An 18,963-nucleotide genomic window follows, 5' to 3' on the forward strand; every position below is an offset into this window, starting at 1 on the left:
TGCCGCTGTTTCCCCTCCCACACCCAACCCCATTGCGGCTTATTAAGTTCACTTTCGCAACTCCAATCATCCCTTTACTCTAAAATTCATGGCTGATGAACAAATATATTCAATCCCATCATAGCCTCCCTACGGGCTGACAAGCCCATGATATAAACCTCATTATTAGGCTGATGTTTCCTATTCTCCGTCAGTTTGTTTCCAACCTTATGACGATCAATTCCTATCTTCACTTCAATTTCTCCAATATAATAGCAGATTTTTAAAAGCTGTTTCCATGTTTCCAGTTTTGAGCACTCCTTATCATATATACACTCCTCACCAGCACATAATATTCGATCAAATATTATTATATGTATTCTCTCAAGAGTTAAAAAAACAGGAAACATGGAAACAAACTCATGATTCTCTATGTAAACAAACTATTTTTCCGTTTCCAATTGTATGCAAAACAGAAAACGAACAGGAAACAGATGCTGCAAACAGGAAACATTATATTTTGATACCAAACCAAAAGGGAACTGAGCTGCCACTTATTGTTTTGGCCTTCTTCCGGTAAATCTTATCCTTAAGTTTTGCATCGAGATGCTTATTAAATTTAGTCGTCGTTTCAAGTTTAAATCCACCTTGTTTACACCATGCAGCATACTTGGCATACAACCTTTTGCATTCAATTCGGCTTTCATCCTGTTTTGAAGCTTCACTTTCAATTTCACATTCTTCATCTATGAACAGCATAATGGTATCCGACTCCATTTGATACGTTTTAACTTGATCCTTAATCGTTTGTGAATACGAAAATCCACCTTGTTGTTCGAGTCGTCTTAAGCCCTCAAGTGCATAATTTAATAGTGTCGATAAAGCGGATGGAGTCGTCAGTTTATAAATTAGTTTCGTATCCTTTTGTTGATCTGTAAATTTACGAGTAAAAGGAAACACCGTCAGCCTTCTAAAAAATCCGTCACTGTTATCACTACTTTTCGGCAACTCATTGGCGCTGAACAACAATTTACAAAACGGCTCAAAGTTAAAGGGATCTTTCCCCTTTTTTTCTGCGTTTAATCCTTCACCACTGGCAAGCACCTTGAGGTTCCCTGTTGAGTTCAATGCATCCGCAGGGATATCTGTAAAGCAATTCAGCACTTTTCCATACAACTCGGCAATCTTAAACCGTGATCTGTCTCCTTCTAAATCCTGAATTTTAACTTTGGATATATTCGCCTTGCCTATCATTGCTTCAATCGTTTTAATCAATACCGATTTCCCGTTGCTTCCCGTACCTGTGAATAAAAATATTTTTTCATATTCCAAGGTGGGAATCAGGAAATAGCCAATCATTTCAAATAAAGTTGCATGCGTATCCTTTTCCAGTACAGATTCGATAAACTGAAGCATGACAGGGTCATTGGCCGTAGGATCATATAGGACAGGAAATTGAATAGTACTCCGTCTATCAGGCGTATGCTCCCTTAACTCTCCCGTTTTCCAATTCAACAAACCGTTTTTCACATTAATATAGTCGTCCAACAGATTCATTTGGGTTCCTGCAATATAACTTTGGGCCTCTATGTAATAACGTGCTTCCTTAATCCGACTATGGCGAAATTCATTATCCAGCAGGGTAACGGATAATTGCTCCAGGTGACGCTCACCATCATTGACATATACGCCCTGATCATATCGATACAAAAACGTACCATCAGAAAAACATTTCATATGCTGATCTAAAATATCTTTGGCATACCAAACAGGTTGAAATTTCTTATGCGTTCCGTGAATCTCAAAGTATTCCATATAATTATGCTCAATTGATTTGGGAGAATTCTCTCCTGCTGACTCATCATCGCGTTTGAACACATCTGGAAAATCCACATAAGATGTAAGCTTAGAATTGCTTTGACTCTGGTAATACTCTTCCTCATGAGCTAACCATTCTTCATATTGTTCGGCAAGCCACTCTTGATATTCAGGATCATTCGCTTTCCGTTCTTCCTCTGCAATCCGTTGTTCAAGTTCCCAATTCTCAAAAAACGCGATCTCCTTCTTGAAATACGCTCGTTCCGAATCGGTCATATATTTTTCGTCCGTGTATGTCCACCACGTTTTGCCACCATTATACGAAAACTCCAACTCATATGGAGAATAATCAAACTGTATCCGATACTGTTTATCGATATCTTCCTTGGTAATCGGCTTCCACATACCATCTATCCAAGCCTCTACTTGTTTGCTATTGCTATTTTTTCGTACAGCCACCCGTTTTCCATTAATGGTGAATTGGTCGGTATAATATTTGTGTTTATCATCGTGTTTTTGTAAAGCTATTGTCATATTGTTATGATCCCCCTTATTAATAGATGTTATCGACTACCTGTTTAAATTCGTTATATTGTTCCATGGCCTTCCTTAATGGAAGTGAATCCTTGAATATAAATACTTTCCGATTGGAATCCTTTAAATCTACTTTTTCATCCATTTTATGAAACCGATTAAACATCAACCATCCTGCCATTCGAGACTGGGTAATGACAATGGTATAGCTATCCATATTTGACCTCCTCACATAAATAAGTGTTTGGAATGTGAAAGGTAAATCTCTTCCACATCCCTCTCTACCGGCTGACAAGCCGCATGGTTATGCTCGAAAGTCTGCCTGGAAAATGATAGAAGCGTTCGTTGTCTTTATAATCTGTTTAATGGTTATCGACTTGTACATATAGCAATTGAGGATGGAATCTCCTGCTTTGCGAGCAATACTCAATCCTTCAGCTACGCCAAGCCAGCCACGGTCATCGAACAGGGTGTATGTCTGACCCACCATTTTCTCAGCTACTTCTTTGGGATTCCATGTCCTCTTTTCGCTGCTTACAAGGAAATTTTATAGTCGATGAGATCACCGAGCTTCGCATCCTGTCGTTTGAGGTACTTGTCAGGGATGCTCATATCCTTGCCTTCAGGCCATTGTAACGTGTAAGCTTCTCGTTTCATCACCGTGGCATAGTTATGGCCTAACCATTCAAAGGTATGTTCATCACTTTCTTTTGCCTGCTGGATATATACTTTATCTTTGTCCTCATAATGAAGCTGTACATTTTGCAGCATTCCTTCACTGGCGACCACCCAACAAAAGGAATAATTTTTATTCGATTTTTTCGCTTTGGAGTCCACGTAAGTCTTCCGCACAGCAGCCGTAGCAAGTAGAGAAGGACAATCGCATATGCTTTCTGCTGCTGCCTTCGTTTCCCGATATAGCTCCGCAAATTTGGCATCCACTTCTTTTCGCAATCGCTTCTGCTTCTCGTCTGATGCGAATGGATTCAGGCTTTGCTTCTCTTGCGTTAGCTCTCTATTTATTTGCAGGAACGTATCATAAGTTGTCTTTAACGCATTGATGGTTTGATCCACATACACTGTATCCAAGTCAGGATTTTGAAAATACTGATAGATATTCTCAAACTGATGTTTCCGAATTTTCCGATCCGTATCGTCTATCATGATTCGATTTATATATTTCTTAAATGAAAACATGGACTCGGCAAGCAGATCTAAAGCCGAGATGTACTGACGATCCTTGTTGTAGGTTTTTCCGTCTTTGAAAAATGTAAATTGTGGCTTCAACGTTCCAAACCGATATTGAATTACATCTGGAATGACAACTTGGTCGAACAGACCCGATTTGGAAGCATCTATACATAGGGCCTGCAAATGCTTCATGATCGCAATCGGAAACTTGTATTGCAATAGCCTACCCTTCGCGTTAGCGATATTTTCAATCGTCGTATTAATATCGGTAATTTCTCCCGTTTTATCTTCAGAGCGAATAATAAAATCAATAACATTTGCCTTGTTCCAATCCTGTGAAGGAGCGGTGGATTTATCTGCATCGTTGACTTGTACCAGTGAATCGATCACATAGTCTGCCACTGATACTTTAGCCTGAGCGGGAAAACGTTCCGCAAAATGCTGCTGAATATTCTCATTCAACAGGTCAATCCGATTTTTACCGTGGTGTTCACTTTTTTCGTTATTAACCTTAAAATTGTACTGCTGAAGGTATTCAATCTGAGTTTCGACCAAATTTAATTCTGTAGACAAAACCAGTAGTTCATCGCCGTCCCTGTCTGCGCCGCCAAGACGATCTGGCTCGGTTCCTAAAGGAAGCTGCACAATATTGTCGATATGACGAATAAACTCAGCATCCTCACCTTCATAACCCACGAATGTGGTTCGCGTGATTTCACTGAAGGACATGATCGGATTTCTCGCAAACAGATTCTGACCTAATATCGCACCGCCACAGTAACTCTGCTTGGCAGACAAAAACCCTGTATATTTCCAAGTATGATGATCCGCTGCCGCAGCGTAAGACAAGAACGCTAAAATATCTTGTGTCACATACAGATACTTGGCTTCAACATAAAACTTCCCCAAGCCCATTTCATCTATTTTATGATCGATTACTTCCTTGATCGTTTGCCTAACTTTACGGTCGAATGCCAATTTTTTATTAAGGTGTAGAGCATGAAGGGTATCACTACACTGTTTACCAATTCCATTATCTGAATTTTCCCGATACACCAAGTGCAAAAATGCTTGCAAGTAGCGGAGATCTCCCCAATCCAGCTTCTCTTTGCGATAGATACTTAATGCCTGATATATGAGATCACCCTGCACATGGGATAAGCAAACGATATCTCTGGCTTGAAAATCCAGTGCCAGCAATAACTGATACGATGATTTTCGGTATTGTTCATGCACTGGCTTGGCAATATTGGAGATGCCAATCGCATCATAGCCATACTCGATCAATTTAGACTGGTATGCGGATATTGAGGTAAATAACCAGGCTTTCTCCTCTGAACCGTCTGGCTTTTCTCCGATCACTTGCAGCTTCGCTTTAAAAGTAGACTCGGTAGTTAAAATATCGATCTTGTCTGTATCATGCCATGTTCCGAATATATCCTGAATTCGATTTACGTTATGCTTATGGAAATATCCATGAAAATCTACACAAGGAAAAAAACCTTTGATTGCTGGCAAGCGTAATTGATAACCTGTAATCGTATAGTCTACCTGTAGAAAACGCTCCATCTGCTGGCCTAACTCTTTTGAAACCAAACCCATACCATCAAACACATTTTCCATGACCATATGATTTTTTACTTCAGCTAATTGCAATCCCGTTGACCATGGTGTGATGGGGAATTCTTTTTTCTCATACGGCTCAGTCTGGTCGATAGTCCATACGGGAACCGAAACGCCATCTTTCTTTTCAACTTTCCATGCAGGTTTACTTAGGTGCTCTAAAGACACTCGTCTGCTATTCTCTTTTTCCCAGCGACCAGTCGTTTTGTATTTGTCTCTATCGTTAGGTGCGATAGGAAGTTCGATTTTATGCTCTTTGACCTTTTGGCTGATTTTTTTGCGCTGCTTTTCATAGTGCTTTTCTTCTTCCATATAGGCTTGGAGCTTAGTGTACATGTCCTCTTCTTCAGGTGTACGATGATATGGAAGAATCATCTCTACGCCTTCCGTTACGGGTACTTCTTTATCAGGGAGGATGCAGATGGTTAATTGCTTCATATCTACAGGATAAAGATACACGTCTGTTGTCATTAGGGCATTGCGCGTCAAGTTTTTTGATACGGTACACTTGGTCGGTTCGGTTCCAAGGGAAACATGTGCCTTCAATGCTTCAGCGTATTTCTCCAATACAAATAGCTGACGACATTCTTTGTTTTGAGCACCGGAAAGGACATTATCCAAAAATACATAGGTATGCCGAGCAATCTCTTGACCGTTTGTATTTGAATAGATGGCGGTGAAGCCCTTTTCCAGCAAACGTTTGAGTTTGTCATTGTCCTCATCGCTACGTCCACGTCCCGTTTCGATGGTCATGATAGGGAGAATATTCTTCATTTTTCTGATCGGCTCGCTGTTATTGGATTTTGGATCGGTAGTATTTTGATTGGTTATGTACCCTGGAGTAGCATCGAATTGCTTATTCATTATTTTCTCGTGCAAAATGTAATACATGAAATTTTCACTTGTTTGCTTGGCATCTGCTAAAGTGTAGGCCACCGAAAATTCGCCATTTTGCTCTGTTACATCACCAAGTTGATATTGCCATATGTAGTACTGTCTTTTTTTGATCATACGTTATCCTCCATAACCTTTTTAAAAAACAGAACAAACGTTCTCTTCCATTATATCGAGTATCCGCTCGCTTTAAAAGAGCTTACTTTGAAAAAAAAATCGTTCATGGAGCGAAAGGTAACTCATATTTTAAAAATAATATAATGGGCAAGACAAAAAGACCCAGCTATCAGTTGGCTGGGCCTTACCACTTATTTAGAATTATGACTATCAAGATAATTTATACAATTAAAACGATATCTCATCCATTTCATTTATTCTAAAATCAAAGCAAGGGTTCGATTACTGAACTCTTATATATTTTGTCTAAGGAAGAAAGGCTTGTTCCACAAGATATTTAAGTATCATGGACCCTCAGAAAGGTACCTCTTTAATCTCTAAATTTCAAACGCTGTTATATCTAATATCTTTTCAATTTCATTTATCTTAAATAATATTTTTTTGTGTACCTTTGTCGTATCTTCAGGCATAACACCCACACTATCAAAGGGGAGTAATCCCAGTAAAAATGATCGATATCCGGCTAGATAATTATGGAGCCAAAGCATATTTATTTTCTCTTTAGGATCCATCTTAAAATGTTTTCTTATCTCGTATAAAAAGTTATGGGTATTTTTTTCCTTTGAGTGCTGATAGCAATAAATAATTGAGGAAAGAAAAGCTGTTTTCTTTCTTGACAATCGTATATCAGTTCCAACTACAAATCCGTTTAAAGAAATTTCTTTTTTAGTTTTTATGTTTTTCTTATTATTTAAACGCAGTCCATAAGAATTTAGAATTTTTGTGATTCCATTAGTAAAAATTATCTTATGAACGAATAAATTATTTGAAGAAAAAAGCATATCATCAACATAGCGGCTATACTCAACCCCAAATTTTCTACAATATCTTGAAATTCTAATATCTAGAAATCTGAATAATATATTAGACAGAACAGGTGATGTTACAGCGCCTTGTGGGAGGCTACCACTTAGAGTAACTACTTTTAATATAAAATCAATAAGTGTTAGGTCATCACTAATTTTAATATCATCAATATAATATTCCAGAACTTCTCTTAGCTTATTTTCTTTAATAGATTCAAAGAAGCTCTTAATATCCAATCTTAGATAGAAACTATTATTTAAATGAGGTTTAAGATAATCATAATATGATTTCCCCTTCACATAGCCGTATGCATGGTTTGAAAGTGGAATAAAATCAAAAAAATTATTTTTCAAATGCTTTTGAATTTTAAATACAACATGTTTATTATCAATACATTGTAAAACTCGCTCGGAATCGTCTTTCTTTTTTATAGTTTTCGTGTAATAGGCACCTGATACTGAATCTACAGTTAAAGAGCCTATATAATCAGCTACGCTACCACGGAGTACTTTTTTTTCAAATTTGTCTAAACTCTCAATACGCATTTAATTTCTCCTAGAAGTGTAAGGGTAAGTACATCCTAGATCCTCGAATTAATAAGAGTAGGCCCAATTAGCGTAAATAGATGAGCGCGACAATTAGCAGGCCTAAAACCATGGATTTTCCCTATAACCGCTAATGAAACGTTACAAGAAATTTGGAGTTTCTTGAGATACAAGGGATAAAACAGCTTTTCTTCATGGCATCTATAGTTAAATAATAACTATTTCAGAATTTACTACTTACCCTTCACTTTACATTTATCTTACAGCATTCCATCTAAACAAACAATCACTCTTCCTAATTCCGGAAAACTTTCTTGAAACAAATTTCTATTTAGAAATATGTTTTCAGGTTTTTGTAAATCTAATTTTTTTTCAAAAAACCAATTGAGATATAAAGTTATCCAACCACTGGTCTTATCATCAAAGTCTAGATTAGATTTTTTCAAATCATTACGTATCTCTTTAATAATTTTAAATTTTTTTGCAAATTCTGAGATTTGATTAGCTTTTCTGTCTTCTTTCTCACCACTTAACCAATCTGTTTTACCGAAGAAAATCACCCTAAGTAAGCTGGTTTTCTGATTATCAGTTTGTAAGGAGGAATATAAGCTTTCAAACTTTGAATCCTCCCAATTATACTCTTTAATCCACTCGTAAAACAGTTGATAGTTTGCACTATTAATAATAGCCCCTTCAATAGTTGTTTCAAGTGGCATAAAGTTGTATTGAGCGTAATATTTTTTCATTAAATCAACCAGTTCAACTCTTTCCTCATTTTGTTTAATACAAAGTCCGGTTGAATCTATTTCGAATGTAGTTAATTTCAGCTTATCACTAATTCTGTTTCTAACTCTGAAAGTATCATTAAACTTTTTAGTATAATGATACTTTTCACGATTTACTAAACATTTGTTCTTAATTACATTTAAATAAGCGTTACCTGCTATACTGAATTTTTTTGCTTTTGGAGAGTAATTTAATATCTTATCCATGTCAATTAAAACAAGATATTTAATTTTGGATTTCCTATCATTAGGATTAACTAGTTTAAGCTTATCGTCTTTTCCATCAAAAGAGTATATATCAATCGTCAAAAGTTCGGGAAATAAAGTACACAAATACTCATTTTTAAAAATTTCCAATTCAGTTTCACCTTCTACAAATAAACAAGCTTCCGAGAAAAATAGCTTAGCTTCATTATCTGATAGAAGTTTGTATTTTTTTTGTTTAAAACCGTTAATTCTATTAATCTGAGTTCTATTAAAGATTGGAGTATTTGTGACATGAAATATTTCATATTTCTCGTTTTCAAGTATAATATTTTTTGCAAACGATGGTGAATGAGTAGCAAATATCCATTTTGTTGTTGTATACCTTTTGTATTGCTTTATCCCTCTTACAAATTCTTCTATCCTTTTTAAATGAAGATGTAATTCAGGTTCATCTAACATAATTAACGGATTAGAAAGATATTTATTTTCAAATAATTTTAATATTAAATTAATATACAAACTCATAAATGTGTAAGAATTCATACCATAGGAGCCAATTTTTAATTCGTGAGAATCATAATTAAAATGACTCCCCCCTATTTGAAGTTGTATTATCTGACTTATTTTTTCATAAATATTTGTTTTACGAACTTTTATATTTGATTTTTCAAACTCATTGAGAATGTCCTCAATAACAGTCTGATAGTTATCCTGCTCTGATTCTTCTAAATCAAAGATACCTTTGATGTTATCACTTATAGTAACTTTCTGTCTAAATGGCGCAATCGTCCCAATAACTTTCCATATCAAATCCCAATTGTAAAGATCTATATTTCTTGACTCCAGCAAAAATATAGGAAATCTAACTGAAATGAACGCCCTAAAATCATAATCTTTATTATTCCAAGTTATAGTATTATTATTTCTATTGTATTTTAAAGATAACGTAACTCTATTGTTTATTGAATATTTCTTTGTGTAGCTGCTTATTTTCTCAAATATCTCATTTGTTGGGTCTAAAAAACCAAAAGCAGTATTGACATTCATTTTATAAATTAATTCACTTAAATCATACTCAACAGTAATTTCGATTTCATCATTATATGGATTACTTGTACTAAACATTGACTCATCAAAAAACTCTTTTGTAAGGTTGATATAGAAAAAATTCAATATTCTCATTATATTAGATTTTCCAACATTATTAGTTCCAATAAAACAACTTATGTTTTCTTTTAAATTTAATTCCATAAACTCAATAGACTTACAATTTTTTATTGTCAATTTTGATATAGACATAGATAATCATCCTTTTTCCTCATCAAAAGAGGCATTGAGTTAAATTCGTATCTAAAATATTTTTCTCATTTTCTTCTTTTAAGATATCAACATAACTTACCCAACCTTGTACTTTTAATTTGTATTCGTTTTGTTTAAATATGCTTTCATCCATTGTTATACAAAGGAGCTTTTCAGGTCTTGTCATAGCAACATAAGCTATTTTCAAATGCTTTTCAATTCTCTTCCCTCTCTTTCGTTTAGAATTATTAACGAGGTAATCAATTATATTTTCTACTGTTTTTTCATAATACATTGTTTCAAGATAAAGAGTTGCAGTATGAGTTTGTCCTTTTACTCCATGGACCGTGTCTATTTGTATTTCAATTTCTTTGTTTTTATAAATATTATTTTTTAATGATTTAGCAGAATCTACCTGCTTATCAATACTTGTTTTCGAGTGAAATATTTCTTTTAAGTCCACATTGACACTATAATATCTTCGAATTATGATTAATATTAATTGAGAAAAATACTTTTTAATCTCTTTTTCTTTTTCAATCAGAGTTATAAATTTCACGAAAATACGATGCATTCTATCAAAGAATTGTTGATCTGTCTCTGAAACATGATTTAAGAATGCATTTTTGGAATAGTATCTTCCTTCATTTGTTTTTATGTTAGCGAACCTCATTACTTTTAAAATAACATTTAAAAATCTGTCGTAATAGGCTTTTATTCCATTTTTAGATAAAATTACATCATCTAGTTTTGAAAAATATGACTCTATATTTAAATAATCATTTTTATAATTACGGAAATCATTATTCTTGTCAAAACTCGGATAATAGTCTCTAATCCCAAGTTTATCTTTACCTTTAACCATACCAATAGCCTTGAAAACTGCATTTTTTTCATTCTGCAAACTGTACTTTTTTATTAACTCAGAAAAAATTTGAAGCACACTTTCTACATTATTATCTTTGTAGGTAATAATAATTGGAGGTATATTAGAAGCTTCTTTTCCACGCATACCATATGGGGCGATGGAAACCAAATCTGAAACAGTAGCAATATTATGACTAAATCTTTTGCTGTTTGTGATATAGTATGGCTTATTTGGAATCCAAGCTCCATTATTCTCAATTGAATTGTATATTGCCTGTTGTGGATCACCAAAACATTGAAAAATAGTCTGATCTCTATCAAAAATCCTGGTTAGAATTTGCATCTGTTTATCATTTGTATCCTGCATCTCATCAACAAAAGCATAGGCAAATCGTTCGGTGAAGAGAGTCCTCAATTCGTTCTCATATTGTTCTAAATATTTCAAAGCAAGTTCCATAGCAATTTCGTATCTTAAAATCCCTCTTTCAGTGATCAAAGTATTGAAGGCTCTTATTAATTTTGTTTCGTATTTTTTATCAACTTCTTTATCAAATAAAAAAAGCTTTTGACCTTTGTAAATCAGTTTATCTTCTAAAGAAAATCTCAGATCTGCTATACTCGTTTTATTTCTGTTGCAGAATGCCTCAAGCCCGTTTCTCATATTAATGAAATCAAACATTTTTTCAATCTGAATATTAAATTTATCAGTGTCAATAGTAACTGGCCTTCTTCCGTAAAACTTTATACTAGCAGGAACCGCCAGATATTTATCTATAAAGGATTGAATCGTACCGACAAAATTGGGATAGGACAATAAAGCACTTGCCTTGTCCCCTAACCTTTTTTTTATTTCATCAATTGCAACATTAGTGTGAGTAATAATACATATGCCTTTATTATTTTTTAAAGGTAACTGCCTTGCTAATATAATTAACTTAGCGAGTAAAACTGTAGTTTTTCCACTACCTGGACAAGCAACTATATCTCTACTTTCCATGCATTTAATAACATCAACTCTTTGTGCATCAAAACCACTCGCTATATTCAAAACTTCCGCTGCATGTTCAATGTCTTCATTTGTCACATTTAACTTATTCATTAAGCTAGACTCCTGTCACGTAATCTATAGCATCAACTAAATACTTTAGATAGATATCACTTCTAATAACTTGAATTTCCTCAGTTGTGAAACTACGTTCTTTCAAAATCTCAGAGAAACATTGAGCTACCGCTGCCTTTGAAACATTCTTCTTGAGCACTACATCTCTGACTATATTTGAGGCTAGCATAAAAGGCTCTTTAACATCCCATTCACTTATCTTTTCTTCAGCGTCTGTTAAATATTCGCTTATATCTTTAACTTTTTTTGCTTTTCTTTTCTCTGCTAGAGCCTTATCTTCTGCGATATAATCTATTGCCATCAGAATAGCAGCAAATAATTCTTTTTTTAAACAACTACAAGCTACATCAAATTCAAGAGTCCACTCTTGAGAAACGAAAGTCCTAACATTACCATCACTATATTTAAGTTCTTTATCATTTCTTGTTAATTCGGGCTTTCTATTCGAAAGCAGAATAATAGTATCGGACTCTTTATCGATCTTAGAGACCTTCTCATCACAATCAGTAATAATCGCGACAGGCAGTAACAATTTAGGTTCAGATTCTCTCACAAATATTTTTGAATATCTTATCATTGCGGTACTTCCTACATTAACTATTGAAACTCCATTTTTAGCGAAGGATTTCCCGAGTTTATCTGCGAATGTAGGCAGTAATAAATTTTCTGCGTCTCCCTCGACGATAATAATTCCCTTTGCAAAAAATAAATTTGCTTTAGTAGAGTCTAAGAATCTCTCTAAAAATCTATAGTCTCCACTATGTAATTTAGTATTACCTCTAGCTAAAGAGTAAGCTTGGCCTTCAGCAAAAATAATTAAATTATTCAGCTTTATACTTGAAGCTAATGTAACACTGTGTGTTGTTAGGAGTATCTGCATAGGAGACTTACTATCCTCGGTTAGTTCTTGCAAGTAATCAATGACCCTTATCTGCGCCTGAGGATGTAAATGTGCTTCTATTTCTTCAATCAGTGCAAGATTAATCCCTTCCGTTTTCTCGATTTGTAAAAGCAATAACTCTGCCGCTATATACAATTGATTAAGTGAACCTAAACCTGATTTCGTATTGACAAGTAGAAGATCAATTTTTTCTAGTATCATTTTAAGGTTAACTGCTGCTAACTCAATATTTGATTTTAACAAGTTTTTATTATCAGAAAATTTCAATAAATATGTGTTAATAGATTTCAATATTTTCTTTTCGTCACTAGTCATTTCGTCATAATCGAAGTACTCTTTTATTTTCTGATTAGCATCTTTAATAATCTCAACTAATCTATGTTCATCACCTACCGAGAATTCTGGATGTGCATGCAAAATTTGAGACAATCGTGAATTCCTTCTTGCAGCAAGTTCATTTTCCGCATCTCTTAGGGGCTTAAGATAAATAGTTCTGAGTAAGTCACGTGCCTTGCTATGTAAAATCTGCCCTTCACTATCATTTCCTGCACGTATATCATCAATTAGTACTTTCCCTCTAACATCTCTTTTAGCGCTTAAAAAAACGCGAAGTGTGTATTCTTTATCAATATCAATTGCAATCCATTCCAAAAAATCCTTTGCCTGGTTTATAGTAAAACCTTTAAAAATACATTCAATTTTCAGTTCATTAGATGTACCATGGAAATCCTCTTTTTCTAATCTCGAGTACTCTCTACTTTGAGTTAATAAAACGAACTTGATTGCATCAATTACTGTAGTTTTACCAGCATCATTTTCACCAATGAAAACATTTAGACCTTTATTCAATTTTAGAACTAATCCAGGTTCCCCATTGATTCCTTGACCAAATTTTCTAAAGTTTGCAATTCTCACTTCTGAAAGAAACATATTAAGCTCTCCTCTGCAGTAGATTTATAAAATAATTACCAAAAAGATTCGATTATCTTCAGATATTTTTTCCGAACTACAAACTTGAGTCAATAAGCCTATTGAAATCTGACTAAATATTCTTTATATCTTAAATAATAGCATATTCAAGGAGATATATGGAACCTAAAAAAGGCCCTGCGTAATGCTAAGGGCCTAATTTTTCCTGAGTGTAGAGTTTCACTGAAGATATTATAATTTCGAGTTTTATAAAAGTAGTTTATTGACCTTACCTAACTTATCCTCCCATAGTATCAATTCCACTCACTTCTCTCGTACCTTATGTATGTAAATAAAATATATTCCTGCACTCAACCCTAAAGCAATTTTTTGAATGCAGGAACATATTCAATTTGCTCTTAATCCCTCGTGTATTAATGCTTTTCCTCTCGATATATTACTACCACGCACTCCACATGCCTTGAGTGTACAAAAATGATGACCCTAAGGTCTGGTCGCCCCTTGGCGGAAAATCTATCGTTTTTAGATTAGAGTCTTTATGTCTTTCTTTTTTTATTTTCTACTGAAAGTGTCCCTCCTGATCCATCTGCCCCAAGGCAGTCTTGGTTTTTCTGACTTTCTGACAATCCTGTCAAACATAAAACCAGTAAAATAATTATTGCTCAACTACCCCAAAATCATCCACATAAACATATGCTGTACCAGGATTCTTGTAAGCATACACTGTTGCCCTGGTAGCGCCTGCTCCGGTTGTAAAAGGAATGTTTACCATTGTCCAGGATGTACTGTCAGATGTTGCGGATGCATCCGTTCCTTCAAAGCCATTAACGCCAATCTGAATCCGCTCGCCTATGTCTGCCTTAACCCAGGCGGTACACATATAGCTGGTATTAGGACTTAGCCCCGTAAGTACCTGCTCGATACCATCTTCTCCGGGTCCCAATCTAACACTCTTAGAGCCGCTTCTTGGTACCGATACACTTGCAGCAGTATCTGAATATGTTGCTGCCCATGGTGAGATTATCCCTTTCTCGAAATCAGATTGCCTTACGTTATTAACATAAAGTAAGCTGACACTCTCAAAAACCGGGTCCGGAGGTGAAGAAAAATCATGCCCGGCAGTCCAGTCAGTTCCACCGAACTCATATGCTCCAATATCCGGTGCCGCACCAACATAATCATTCGTGATTCCAGATATTACAACCCCTGCATTAATAGCTGGAGAAGTAGACTGCAACCTGAAATCATATGCTGTGGGATTCACAAATAACGGATTGGTTTCTGAGGTAATATTATTTCCCTCTATATGAGTACCAGGCAGTGTAAAGGCTGTAGTAAAGATATTGTTGAAAATTCTGTCGCCGTACATATCTGACTGAAAATTACTTCCCCAATATCCTACATTTCCGTTACTGTAGGTGGTATTGTTATAAATCAGGTTAAAATTACTGGGTGTATTCAATCTTATCCCTGTGTAGTTTCCCCATACAACATTATGATGCACAGTATAGCCCTTGCTACCGTTATCCAGATAGATACCAGTGCCGGAATAATTCTTTGCCAGATTATCATGGATGTAATTATGATGAATTACCGTCCCTTGCCCATCCCAGGCAAATTCATAGAGTATTCCGCAGTCTTTTGTCAGCTTTCCTGCATTGTACAGATTATTATATTGTATCTGGCTGTTTTGGGTAGGCATAAATATCAGATGACGCCCAGCGTTATATACCGTATTATGACTGATTAGATGGTTTGCCCCCAATAGATAGATTGCCGGAATATCCGCTGCCGAATAATTTGCTTCATGAATAAGATTATTAATTACCTTATTTCCTGTTCCCTCTATACTCACCAGATTACCGGAACTGTAGGTCAAAGTACTGTCTCTAAGCTCATTATTGGTACCGGACATAAATATCCCTGTACTGTATTGTCTGGTAACATCCGAATCATGACTGACATATTCCGCAATCATATTAGAAACTTTACAGTAATTAGAATTAGACATTTTAATGCTGGAGGCAAAGATATTAATTCCGGTAATATTTATGTAAGAGCGGGAACTTAAATCAAATGCATAAGTCCGCTTCTTTGCTTCTACTGTCAAAGTATTCGGATCAACTCCACCAGGTGCCCATAAATAAAGTCTGCCAGTAGTGCTGTCATAATACCATTCTCCCGCACTGTCAAGATCTTTAAGGTTACCAGTAATATAATAGCTGTTACCGCCTGTCGCTGCAGTATCTATTTGATCAAAGGTAATGGAGCCGTCACTTGAGCTGGTAATGGTACTTTTATAAGATTTGTAGCCTGTTCCCGGAACACTCCAAACCGTTTTGCCAACCCAGTATCCAGGTGCCTGAGTTAAGTCTCCATCCTTGATGGTTGTAGTGGAACCGGAATCAACTGTTGCATATGTTAAATTTAAGGGATCAAGTGTTGGTGAATTGGGCCATCTGGCTTCAAATTGCATTTGCTTATTAACAAATATCTGATTTTTTGTTCCAAGGGAACCCTTCATTTCCGCATAATAGATGGATCCGGAGTAATTTTTCCAGCCAGTAACCGGATCGGCACCGGATACCGTTACGTTCTCTCCTGTATAAGCCTCAAAGTTTATGGGTTTTGCAGAAGTTCCGGAAGTATGAAGTGTTACTGTTTCTCGGTATGTACCACCTCGTATGATGCAGGTATCTCCGGCTTTCATGGTATCTGCTGCCTTTTGTATGGTTTTCCATGGATTTGATAGTGTACCGGTTCCAGTGATGTCATTCCCCGTTGTAGAAACATAATATACGGAATTTGCCTTTACAGTTTCCACACCCAGATTAAAAGTAAATACATAAATCATCATAATTACAACTAAAAATCTAAAGCCTGTTCTCTTATTCATAGCTTACCTCCTGGAATGAATTCTATTTTTAGATACGGCTTCTGCGCCTGGGCTTAAGTTCACTGCTAGGTATGTTCTAATATAGAAATTTGTGTATATATAAGCCCTTAATTATTTAATCGACTTATACCGACTTAAAGTTTATGATTCTTTCGGCGAAGCTTCTCCGATACTGAACCCATCCAGCCATTTCATTGACCATGCATGGTATTATTTTCTTTCCGAAATGGGTGCATGTGCATCCAGAGATTAAAGTACGCTATCAAAATGATTTCATCCCTCTGATGGAAGAATCGCGTGAAAAGTATGAGACTTATCCGAAGCATGTAGTTCCTGAATTCGCATATATTACTTTCATTGAAAATGCAGGTGTGAACAACGAGAAGTTGATTGCCCAAGCACCTTACGCGGGCATGACAGATGATATTCGTGCGGGTAAGTTGCAAGCATAGTCAATCAAACGAATTGAACTAAAAAGCCTGAGCCTGTGTCCCATAACGTAAGACAAATTAAAACACCTACCAATCTGGTCATACCCTGTCTACTTGACAGGGGTATGACCAGGTTGGTAGGTGCCCAGCATCTTTTTTAATATTCTCTATAACCATCTAATCTCCATTGGCTATTCTTCTTTCTCTTTTTTATCATGAAGCATCATCTCTAATACAACATATACAAACTGTGCTCCGTCCTTCATGCCCTGCCAGTACAAAGCTTCATTCTCCAATGCTTGCTTGTAATGATGCTTATCCTCCCATTCCGAGAATTCAGGTCTGTTCACAATATCCATCTCAGAAAGTCTCTTCGATTCCTCTGGGCAAGGCATCAGGATCAATATTTACGCTAATTCCCAGTCGGGTCAACAACCAGGTTCTGAATCGCACTTTTACCGCTTCCATTATTCCCCGCAAATACATACATCATTGGTATATGTTTATGCATGAGAACATCCGTATCCGCAACAGGAACAATGTCTCCATTGTTGTATTCTTTTATAATTTGGCCATCCGGCGTTTTATATACAATATAGGTATCGTTCGCTTTCGCATCCAACTTGGCGCGATCTCCTGTAAGTTTAATCAATTTCTCCAGATCTTTAAATTTATCCAAGGTGTTCACCTTCCCTGCATCCGTATTTATTTAAAGTTACCACAGCAAGTTGATTGCACGTCACAGAAGGGAATAACCTTATTGCTTGAGGAATTCTTACAGGTAGCGTACAAAGAAAAGAACACCAAACTAAGGACGCTCTCTTGAATACTCACATTTTCAGTTAAATACATCGGATGTGTCCAACCCCTTTAAATCCAAAAAAAATCGAAACATTTATTTTGTTGTGCCATACCTTATTTCTATAAACTTTTCCCCAGTCGTAAAGGACATAGGAAGCTACAATTAAGCACCTCTATATATCGACTCGACATAGCTTTACTACGGCCTCAACGTGTGTCGAGAGGATGGAACGGATTTACTTGAAATTAACTCGTTCCATTTTAAAAATAATAGTTCAATTTTCTTCTATTTCTTTTTCAGCTAAGCTAGCATGCTCTCTTTTTAGCAAAGAATAATGATATTGATCGCATATCGAACCATCACTAAACCAATAATGCTCTCGATAAGTTCCCTCCAGCTTAAAATGGAATTTTTCAATAATTTTATAGAAGCTTGATTACATGCTGCAACCGTTGCATAAATTTTGTTCAACTCCAAATCCTTACGTTCAAAAATGGTATCTATAAATAGCTCTAGCAATACATTCGCATATCCTTGTTTTCTATGTTTTAGAGGCACATAGTATCCGATCTCTGCACTTTTATTTCGAGAATTATAGTCAAAAAGCTGTATCTTTCCTATCCGCTTATTACTGTTACTTTTATCAACCAAGATATATATTAATTGCCCATTTGCAAGCCTTTTCAGTACATTCTCTTTATAATTGTTATATGGAGGAAGTTCGATTATGGGTCGGCAAGTATGTTGCTCTTTTTCGGTTTCAGTATGACTCCACTCATATAAGTCTGGTAAGTAATCTTCAATATTCCCACCAGTTAAAAGTACAAGTCCTCTTATCATTCTATCACTCCATTATTTTTAAATTTAGATCGTTTGGACAGGCTACCATTTAGGTTTTAGGTAACTGATTTGCCAACACGAAAATGCATCATAATGGCAAACCATGTGGCGTATCACTATATTTCCATATTAACTCATGTTACACTTCCCTCCCGTATCAACTGCTTCCAAAAATACACATAGCAAATCCCCCAACCGATGGGTCATTCTGTAAACTAAATCTCTCTTTTAACCTATAAATACATATGTTGGGTTGTTTATTAAATATCGCCTCTCGTCCCTTTTTAGCGTACAAACCTTGTTATACATATTTATAT

The 18,963-nt window shown here is 35.6% G+C and carries 12 protein-coding genes and 1 pseudogene; 1 reads left to right on the forward strand and 12 read right to left on the reverse strand.

The genetic code is table 11. The features are described from left to right. Nucleotides 1-492: 492 nt before the first annotated feature. The 9 genes from MKY35_RS18755 to MKY35_RS18795 form a co-directional block, all read right to left on the reverse strand. Nucleotides 493-2,331, reverse strand: a complete 1,839-nt coding sequence (locus MKY35_RS18755; RefSeq protein ID WP_342444513.1) for a phage/plasmid primase, P4 family — start codon at nt 2,329-2,331, stop codon at nt 493-495. Between the two features lie 19 nt (nt 2,332-2,350). Continuing rightward, nucleotides 2,351-2,548, reverse strand: a complete 198-nt coding sequence (locus MKY35_RS18760) for a hypothetical protein (protein WP_152380514.1) — start codon at nt 2,546-2,548, stop codon at nt 2,351-2,353. Between the two features lie 87 nt (nt 2,549-2,635). Continuing rightward, entirely contained in the window at nt 2,636-2,821 is a 186-nt protein-coding gene (locus MKY35_RS18765) for a hypothetical protein (RefSeq protein ID WP_342444514.1), read from the reverse strand. Between the two features lie 44 nt (nt 2,822-2,865). Then, nucleotides 2,866-6,156 (reverse strand): hypothetical protein, encoded by a 3,291-nt coding sequence (locus tag MKY35_RS18770; protein WP_342444515.1) that lies wholly within the window; start codon nt 6,154-6,156, stop codon nt 2,866-2,868. Between the two features lie 377 nt (nt 6,157-6,533). Next, entirely contained in the window at nt 6,534-7,568 is a 1,035-nt protein-coding gene (locus MKY35_RS18775) for a reverse transcriptase family protein (RefSeq protein WP_342444516.1), read from the reverse strand. A gap of 260 nt (nt 7,569-7,828) precedes the next feature. Continuing rightward, nucleotides 7,829-9,859, reverse strand: a complete 2,031-nt coding sequence (locus MKY35_RS18780; RefSeq protein WP_342444517.1) for a retron Eco8 family effector endonuclease — start codon at nt 9,857-9,859, stop codon at nt 7,829-7,831. A gap of 22 nt (nt 9,860-9,881) precedes the next feature. Then, a complete protein-coding gene (locus MKY35_RS18785; RefSeq protein WP_342444518.1) occupies nt 9,882-11,825 on the reverse strand; it encodes a UvrD-helicase domain-containing protein in 1,944 nt (647 codons plus the stop codon). A gap of 4 nt (nt 11,826-11,829) precedes the next feature. Further along, on the reverse strand, nt 11,830-13,677 hold the full coding sequence (locus tag MKY35_RS18790; protein ID WP_342444519.1) for an AAA family ATPase: 1,848 nt from the start codon (nt 13,675-13,677) through the stop codon (nt 11,830-11,832). Nucleotides 13,678-14,332: 655 nt separating this feature from the next. Next, nucleotides 14,333-16,573, reverse strand: coding sequence for a right-handed parallel beta-helix repeat-containing protein (locus MKY35_RS18795; RefSeq protein ID WP_342444520.1), 2,241 nt, complete (start codon nt 16,571-16,573; stop codon nt 14,333-14,335). A gap of 200 nt (nt 16,574-16,773) precedes the next feature. Between MKY35_RS18795 and MKY35_RS18800 the strand changes: the two are divergent. Further along, a pseudogene (locus MKY35_RS18800) lies at nt 16,774-17,025 on the forward strand (phenolic acid decarboxylase); the annotation flags it as partial. Nucleotides 17,026-17,195: 170 nt separating this feature from the next. Here MKY35_RS18800 and MKY35_RS18805 read toward each other — a convergent pair. The 3 genes from MKY35_RS18805 to MKY35_RS18815 form a co-directional block, all read right to left on the reverse strand. Continuing rightward, nucleotides 17,196-17,363, reverse strand: coding sequence for a hypothetical protein (locus tag MKY35_RS18805; protein ID WP_342444521.1), 168 nt, complete (start codon nt 17,361-17,363; stop codon nt 17,196-17,198). Nucleotides 17,364-17,416: 53 nt separating this feature from the next. After that, the gene (locus tag MKY35_RS18810; RefSeq protein WP_039275222.1) at nt 17,417-17,683 is read right to left on the reverse strand and encodes a hypothetical protein; all 267 of its coding nucleotides are present in this window, start codon (nt 17,681-17,683) and stop codon (nt 17,417-17,419) included. A gap of 444 nt (nt 17,684-18,127) precedes the next feature. Then, nucleotides 18,128-18,646, reverse strand: coding sequence for a GNAT family protein (locus MKY35_RS18815; RefSeq protein WP_342444522.1), 519 nt, complete (start codon nt 18,644-18,646; stop codon nt 18,128-18,130). Nucleotides 18,647-18,963: the final 317 nt, after the last annotated feature.

This window comes from Paenibacillus sp. FSL L8-0638 (assembly GCF_038593075.1).
Lineage (GTDB): Bacteria > Bacillota > Bacilli > Paenibacillales > Paenibacillaceae > Paenibacillus > Paenibacillus polymyxa_D.

What these genes read in the sequence shown, in the direction of transcription:
- MKY35_RS18780 (WP_342444517.1), bottom strand. Translation starts at nt 9,859, where the DNA reads ATGTCTATATCAAAATTGACAATAAAAAATTGTAAGTCTATTGAGTTT.
- MKY35_RS18785 (WP_342444518.1), bottom strand. Translation starts at nt 11,825, where the DNA reads ATGAATAAGTTAAATGTGACAAATGAAGACATTGAACATGCAGCGGAA.
- MKY35_RS18755 (WP_342444513.1), bottom strand. Translation starts at nt 2,331, where the DNA reads ATGACAATAGCTTTACAAAAACACGATGATAAACACAAATATTATACC.
- MKY35_RS18765 (WP_342444514.1), bottom strand. Translation starts at nt 2,821, where the DNA reads ATGGTGGGTCAGACATACACCCTGTTCGATGACCGTGGCTGGCTTGGC.
- MKY35_RS18790 (WP_342444519.1), bottom strand. Translation starts at nt 13,677, where the DNA reads ATGTTTCTTTCAGAAGTGAGAATTGCAAACTTTAGAAAATTTGGTCAA.
- MKY35_RS18775 (WP_342444516.1), bottom strand. Translation starts at nt 7,568, where the DNA reads ATGCGTATTGAGAGTTTAGACAAATTTGAAAAAAAAGTACTCCGTGGT.
- MKY35_RS18770 (WP_342444515.1), bottom strand. Translation starts at nt 6,156, where the DNA reads ATGATCAAAAAAAGACAGTACTACATATGGCAATATCAACTTGGTGAT.
- MKY35_RS18805 (WP_342444521.1), bottom strand. Translation starts at nt 17,363, where the DNA reads ATGGATATTGTGAACAGACCTGAATTCTCGGAATGGGAGGATAAGCAT.
- MKY35_RS18795 (WP_342444520.1), bottom strand. Translation starts at nt 16,573, where the DNA reads ATGAATAAGAGAACAGGCTTTAGATTTTTAGTTGTAATTATGATGATT.
- MKY35_RS18815 (WP_342444522.1), bottom strand. Translation starts at nt 18,646, where the DNA reads ATGATAAGAGGACTTGTACTTTTAACTGGTGGGAATATTGAAGATTAC.
- MKY35_RS18760 (WP_152380514.1), bottom strand. Translation starts at nt 2,548, where the DNA reads ATGGATAGCTATACCATTGTCATTACCCAGTCTCGAATGGCAGGATGG.